4 protein-coding genes and 1 pseudogene are annotated in these 7,021 nt (G+C 38.7%); 2 read left to right on the top strand and 3 right to left on the bottom strand.

All coding sequences use genetic code 11. From position 1 onward, the window contains the following. Positions 1–219 precede the first annotated feature (219 nt). Complete coding sequence (locus EAO38_RS08080) at positions 220–729, top strand: hypothetical protein (RefSeq protein WP_121022761.1); 510 nt, start codon at positions 220–222, stop codon at positions 727–729. 4,321 nt (positions 730–5,050) lie between these two features. Next, positions 5,051–5,917 carry a hypothetical protein gene (locus EAO38_RS08115; RefSeq protein ID WP_121022771.1) on the top strand — a complete coding sequence of 289 codons (867 nt, stop codon included), beginning with the start codon at positions 5,051–5,053 and terminating at the stop codon, positions 5,915–5,917. 132 nt (positions 5,918–6,049) lie between these two features. On the opposite strand, the gene EAO38_RS08120 is transcribed toward EAO38_RS08115, so the two are convergent. From EAO38_RS08120 to EAO38_RS08130, 3 genes and pseudogenes are all read right to left on the bottom strand, one after another. Next, a complete protein-coding gene (locus EAO38_RS08120; RefSeq protein WP_121022773.1) occupies positions 6,050–6,475 on the bottom strand; it encodes an N-acetylmuramoyl-L-alanine amidase in 426 nt (141 codons plus the stop codon). Further along, positions 6,450–6,809: a hypothetical protein gene (locus tag EAO38_RS08125; RefSeq protein ID WP_121022775.1), complete on the bottom strand. Its 360-nt coding sequence runs from the start codon at positions 6,807–6,809 to the stop codon at positions 6,450–6,452. The genes EAO38_RS08120 and EAO38_RS08125 overlap by 26 nt, the downstream gene beginning before the upstream one ends. Then, positions 6,763–7,021 (bottom strand): annotated as a pseudogene (locus EAO38_RS08130) (hypothetical protein); the annotation flags it as partial. The pseudogene EAO38_RS08130 and the gene EAO38_RS08125, both read right to left, overlap by 47 nt.

Genomic DNA, 7,021 nt, shown 5'->3' on the forward strand with positions numbered 1-7,021 from the left:
TAGGTGAACCTGCGGTTGGATCACCTCCTTTCTTAGAGAATTGCCCTTGGCATTTGTTTGTCTGGGGAAAAGGCACAGGACTCTCTTGCTGGGGTGTTAAGGGTTTGTTTAAAATCTCCTGGATTTTCTTAAAACCTTAAAAAGAGTTTTTTTACATTTTTCTTCAGTCTGTAGGATTTTTTGTTAGAACACCCTTTTATCTTTGCTTGAAGGCTTGCTATGGGACAAAAAGAGTTGTTGCAAGAATTTATAGAGATTGAGCACGCAGACACAGAGAAGAAAAATCGGCAGACATCCTCCCGTAGTCGTGTTTTTCAACCTCTGAAGGTAGAATGGGATAGGTGGTTGCAAAATTTGGACCTCAATTACACCACTTACATTAGTTTTTACTTGCGGGATTGGCCAGCCATTTGTTTTGGGCGTAAAGACATTTTGGGCGAGGGCTTTGTTAATGGTCCTACGCTCAAGCAAAAAATGGGAGTTTATATTTGGCTAGGTTATAGCTGGAGAGACTCCCTTTTTGTTTTGCGCATCGGGCATTCTACCAACCCTTTGCCCCAAAAATGCGCCGCTTTAGAAACCTTGTTTACGGGTTTACCCCATGGATACAAATATGAAAAGGTATATCCCGACCTAGCCACACTCCAAGAAAACTTTTTATACGACTTTGTTGCGCTGGTTAAAGTGTTCAACGCAGTGCCTAGAGAGGATTTTTTACTCAAAGTATAGTTGAGCATAAGGTCAGGCATGCCCGATAGATATAAGTTGTTGCATTGCATGGCTTTTTAGGCGTGTGGTTTTATAATTTAGGCGCGTGCTAAAAAGTCCCTAGCTTTAGCTATGGGGAGTATGTCAATATAAAAAAGCCCCAAATTAACCCCAAATTCTTGTTTTAAAAACTAAAGAAGGCCTTGAATGTGCATCTTTTACGTTTAGAGTGCCCTAGAGCGTTAAGAGTGGTTAAAAAGAGAATAATGGTTAGGGTGTTGTGTTGAATAGAGATTCTAGGGGACTAGAAAGGGTATCACGCAAATAAAACAAAACGACAAAGAGTCAATGTTGACTTTTTAGAAAGCGTTAGCTAGGGTGTTGTGTTGCAAGCTCTAGTACATTAAACCCCTTTGCCTATCTATCCAGTTGCTTAAATATTTACTTTATACTCCATACCCCTTAATGCTTTGTAGTAGGTGTTTCGCGCTAAAATTGAGGTATGGAAATACAGACATCGAGCAAGTTTGAAAAGTGGCTGAGAAACCTCAGAGATTTAAACGGAAAAAGTGCAATTACACACCGCGTACAGAGTTTAAAAAATAGCGGGCATTTTGGCGATCATAAGCATATTGCAGGTCAAATCTTTTAAATGCGTATCCAAATGGATGCAGGTTACCGCCTTTATTTTGTTATGTGGAGGCGATAAAAGCACACAACGTTCTTAGACTCCGATCAAGTGCGCTTAAGTTATCTTAGTGCCGTTTTAGAGGATGGCGACATGGCAGAACTTAGAGATACTTTAGCGGTTATTGCCGAGTCTAGAGATGTCGACTTACCCCCTTTGAGGGAGATGCCCTTGAGTTTGCAAGAGTGTTAAAGAAATTAGGTTTTTGTTTGCCTCTGGATGAGATGCAAAATGCAACACCGCCTAAGCCCCAAACCCCTAAGAGAAGGTTTTAAAGTGAGGATTAGATTTTTGGTCTTGAAGTATCCATGATTGTGGAGCAATCATGTCTGTCTGAAGAGATAAAACAAAGCGGTAAAGTAAGTATAGTGTTAAAGGACCTTATGAAGAGTCGTAGAGAGAAGGTTTAGGGGTTGGGAGTTCAAACTATGGTCTGAGGGTAAAAAACGATTGTGGGGCTTGTAAGAGCAACGAAAACCTAGCTCAACATTAGCCATTGAGAGCGTATTAGTACAAAAGACTAAAAGTGTGTTCCAGTGCACTCGTAACCCATTTTGGGTGAGGACTCTTGCTTGGCTTGCCAATACAGGGTTGCCCTGCCTTTGAGTAAGGAATATCAGATCACTTTGTTTCTAATCTTCTCTTCAATGGCTTAATAGGTACGTCATGCTTTAGAATTAAAAAGATAGTTTATAATGACCCTGTGAGTTGAATGCAACCTTTTGAAGGGGTTTGTTCTATTGAGGTAAGGCGGTGTTATTTGTATTCTTGCACTTTTTAAAGGGTTGTCAAGTTTGGTATTTGGCTGACAGAAAGTTGCTAATTTCTGTGGTTAAGCTTTAGTGTAAATAATTGGGAGTTTGCTATGTCTGTTAGTGGTTTTAGTGGTTTACGTTCTGTGGGTGATTTGGAACATCTTAATTTTTTAATCCCTTCTTATCAAAGAGGGTATTGTTGGGAACAGTAGAGGTAGAAATCTTACTTAGAGATATTACGGATTTTATTAAGAAAAACAAGTCAAATGAACACCAGCGTTGTAGTTTACAACCTATCGTAGTCAAGGCAAAAGTGGAAGGTCAAGATAAAGTCTACTGCGTCATTGATGGGCAACAACGCCTCACAACCTTTTTTTGATCGTAAAATATCTTACGAGGTATGTCGTGGGAGAAAAATGTAAAGAAGGTGGGGGTGTGAGGTATCTTACGAGAAAAGAAGGTGAGGAAGTAGAAAAGGGTGATAACTTGTTTGTCATCAAATACGCAACAAGGGAGAGGAGTTTTGAATTTTTAAAGAACATACGTGATCGGCAATACGATGGAACCATAGATTCTTGGCACTTTAGGGTAGCCTACAAGACTATTTGTCGATTTTTTAAGACTACCAATGCGATGATAAGAGAGATTTTTTAGAGACCCTATGTGAGAGGTGTGAAGTGCTTTGGCATGAAAGTCCAAAAGTATTTGTGCGTTTGAATAGTGGGAGAATCCCTCTTTCAGAGGTTGAGAATATTAAGGCATTGTTTTTAGCGCAAAACTAAACCGATGGGTTAACAGAAGAAGAGATAGAACAAAAAGAAGAAGAAAATAAGAGCAGAGCGGAGAGATGGTACAGTGCTGAGAAAGAGGCTAGAAAGAACGGAGATTTTATTTATTGCGTTCTAGAACACATAGATAGATGCGACATCATGTCTATAAAAGAGGAATGGCTACTGGAAGTAAAGGACTACATTGAAGCAAAGGACCACCTTGATGATGGTACGCTTGATGTTGAAGATTTTTTAGACAGGGCAAAGAAGAAAAATATAAAGGTTTCTTTGAGGACTTAGAGTTAAATGGATTGCTAAAAAAGTAGATGAAGCTTTTCAAAGGGATGAAGATCTGCACCGCTTGCAAAATCTTACTCTACTAGATGAAAATTCTAACAAAAAATAAGTAATCTCATTTTTCTAGAAAACAAGATGAAATCCGAAAAATTGATGACCAGCAAAGACTCATCCCTATTTGTGCACGAGAGGTGTTTAACAAGGTTTTTCTGCCGATGATGCCGATAAAAATAAGAGGTTTTTTACAAAAAAGATCGGGAAAATTATCTCAAAGCTATCAGAGGGTGTTTGGAAAAGTATTTAAAAAAACTAAAGAACCGCAATGCACAAGAGCATAAAGAATGAAGTCTTATACTTTTTTGGAATTTTTAGACTTAAAATTTTTGAAAGAGGGAAACGGAGCTAATTGTAGCGTGCAGAAAATAGAGGTGCCTAGACTCCAAAGAGATTATGCACATGGGAGACAATCTAAAGATTGTGAGAATGTAGCGAAAGCTTTTTTGCATGCACTCTTTGACACCTCGGAGAAAAGGAGGAGGAACTACACTTGGATGTAATCTATGGCTATCAAGATAAACGAGTGTTTAAACTTGTAGACGGACAACAACGCATCACTACCCTATGACTCTTACATTTTTTCCTATACAAGAAGTCTCAAAGAATCGATGAGATTAAAGATAAACTCGCTAGATTTGTTTACAACATGCGCAGAAGTTCTAAGGATTTTTGCGAGGAATTGCTAGAGGAATTTTAACCCGAGGAGAAACCTAGCAAGACTATTTTTTCAGTAGGAGCAACATCTAGGGATCGTGGCGATGATCCCACTGTTCAAGCCATGATCCACATGCTCGATCTGATCTATGAAAAACTGAATGGTAAAGATATAGAAAGTTTCATAAAAAGATTAAAATGCATTTCTTTTAATGTTATTGACATGAAAGATTTTGGATTGCGAAGATTTCTACATTAAAATGAATGCTAGAGGTAGACCCTTGCTCAAATGTGAAAACTCAAGGCTTTTATAAAGGGTGTAAAGGGTGTAAAATCTCTAGAAACATATTAAGTACCATAGATAATCAATGGAGTGATTATTTTTTTAAAGCCAGTGACCCTGATACCTTTGATGAGCGATTCTTTAACTTTCTGCATTATGTCAATGTCTTTTTTGCTCTAAAGGAAGAATTAGAAGAAAAATCAGAGGGGAATGTCTAGGATATTACAGGACTCCTCTCAACGGAGCGTGCCATTGATCAAGCCTATAGATTTTTAAAAAAGGGAGAATCTGGAACGAAATGAACCTCTTTAAAAAATCTTGAGATTAAGGGACCTGAATTTTTTGGAAAACGGAAACAGAGTGAATAAAAAGAGAAACACGGGGAACAAAAAGAAGATGAAGAAGGTCGAGAGGAGATAAAAGAAGGTAAGCTTGGCAGAAAAGTATTTGCCACTTCTTTGCCTTTTTATTTTTAATTGAAGTTGGGGGACAATGCGTAGATACAGCGGTGGTTGAAGATTATCTGAGAGCGTGTAAACATTTTATAGAAAACCATGATTGGGATAACGCTAGGGATGTTAAGAGTTTTTTAGACTCTTTAAAAAAGTTTCTCAAGGTATCATCTGTACTGTTGAGGAGGGAAAAGAAAATGAATTTTATAAATTTTTATCTTGTTCTGATGAATTAAAAATCGAATTTAACAAGGTTTATGCGTTAGAAAAAAAGAAAAGCTAAACTTATCTATAACGACGGTGTATATGATGACAAGGCTCAAGGTTGGAAAAAGATTTTAAACGACATAAGTGATCACGGTTATTTAAGAGGCTATGTAGATTTTTTGCTAGATTTTAGCACGGAGAATGGCAAGGAAAATTTAGAGAAATTTGTCCAACATGCTGAGTTAACTGTGGGGATTTTGGATATATTTCTTAAGAAAACAGAAACCAAAGATCCTGGTTTATTTCATTTAGGTTTATTCCAAAGGACACTCTTGTGTTTTGGGGATTATAGTATTGAAGCAACTAACCAGTTTTTTAGTAACCTTTTCAAGCCAGGACTATTTAGATTTAGAGAACTTGTTTTTAAATTGTTTAGAAAAAACCTAATGATGAGGGTAAGCCCTATTTCCAAAGACTTTTGGACAATCTTTTGTCATTTGCAGAAAGAGGAACTGCCAAAGAGAATACAAGACATCGTTGAAAATTACACCAAGTCTCAAGGAGTCTACCTTTCACAAATTTCGTGTCCTCTCATTCAAAGAAGTTGGTGGAAACAGCTTTTACTTCAACAGGAGGAATTATTTGAATTTATTAATGTTGCTAATTGGGGGAACAGCGACAGAGTACAGGAGTGCGGAAGGATTAAGTTTGAAAGGGATTGTAAGAATAAGCTTCAAAAAGTTTATCTCCTTCAGGCAAAAAAAGATTCGGGACAGGTGAGAGATATTTTGGGTTATGCATTTTATTGTTATTGCAAACAATACGAAAAGAGTGAACAGAATGGGGAAAAAATAGAAGGATTGGAAATTATGAAAATAATAGGGAGAGTCGCCAATTTGGTATTAAGTTTGGCACTAAGGAATTTGCTGTTTTTGCAGATAGTGAAGAGTCCAGCATTACTCTCACAAAAACAAAAGACAATGCAGAGAGTGATAAACAGAAGCATTCATTTGATATTAATCTCGGTTCGCATACGGATGTTTTGAAAGAGTTTGGAAGAGTTTTTGGTGAAATTTAAGAAAGAATCATGATCGAATGTTCCTAATCTGAGAATTAAGATAACCACCAGGGAGAGTCCTTGATGCTCTAGATGATATAAATAAGGCTTGTACAGCTACCTACAATCTAGCAATCTCGCAGTGTAACATCTCTTCGCCACTAGCTGATTGCCACACTATCATGTAAAAGTAAGTTAGCGCAACCTTGTATTGCCTTTCTACAAATTTGTAGACTTTATTCAAAATATGATGCGAACTTATCACTCTATCGCCAGTTTGATAGGTGTCAAGGGGTTTTGTTAAAAAGATGATATAGCAAATCCCTATGCTGTCATAATTGTGGCCCTGTGCATGCGCGCCCACTTCATCTAACCCACGCCCGCGCTCCACCAAACCATCTAGGCCAATCACATAGTGGTATCCGATCTTATTGAAACCGCGTTGTTTGTGCCAAAGATCAATGTCGGCAGCCTTGAAATTCTTGCCCTCTTTGGTCGCGCTGCAGTGGATGATGATTTTCTTAATTTGTCTGTGCACTTTTTCCATTTTGATCCTCCATTTCTTGGATCACAAAGGCCTCTAATTCTTTGAGGCTTTTGCAGTTTTCTACTAAGAGCTTTTGATCGCCATAGAATTTGAGCACGCGCGTCTTGTGATCCAGCGCGTCTTTAAAAACGCTTTTGATCTGCTCTACACTATGTTCTTTGTAGCGCTTGTGGGATTCCTCTAGGCCTTGGGCACGCACCACTCCAGACACACCGCATGCGAGCAACCCGGTTAAATTGATCTGATCCTCAAAGCGCAAATCATAGCGATGGGGCTTGCCTAGCGCGTTAGAAACAAAGCCTTGATCTAGGGCGGCTTGGGTAAGCCCCTTCAAGCCCCTTAAGCGTGTCGTAAATATTGGCCGTGGCCTTGGTGCGGTTAGCAATCTTTTGAGAGACTTCTACCCCTGCGCCCATCTGGGTAACATCCATCCCTAAGTATTGTTTGGCCAAATACACATCAAAAAGCGTTAATTGGCGCTTGGCGATCTTCTCATCTAAAGACTTCACCCCCGTACTGGGTTTTGGCGGTGTTTTCTCCACCAAG

This window comes from Helicobacter vulpis, assembly GCF_003660395.1.
In the GTDB taxonomy this organism is placed as follows: Bacteria; Campylobacterota; Campylobacteria; order Campylobacterales; family Helicobacteraceae; genus Helicobacter; species Helicobacter vulpis.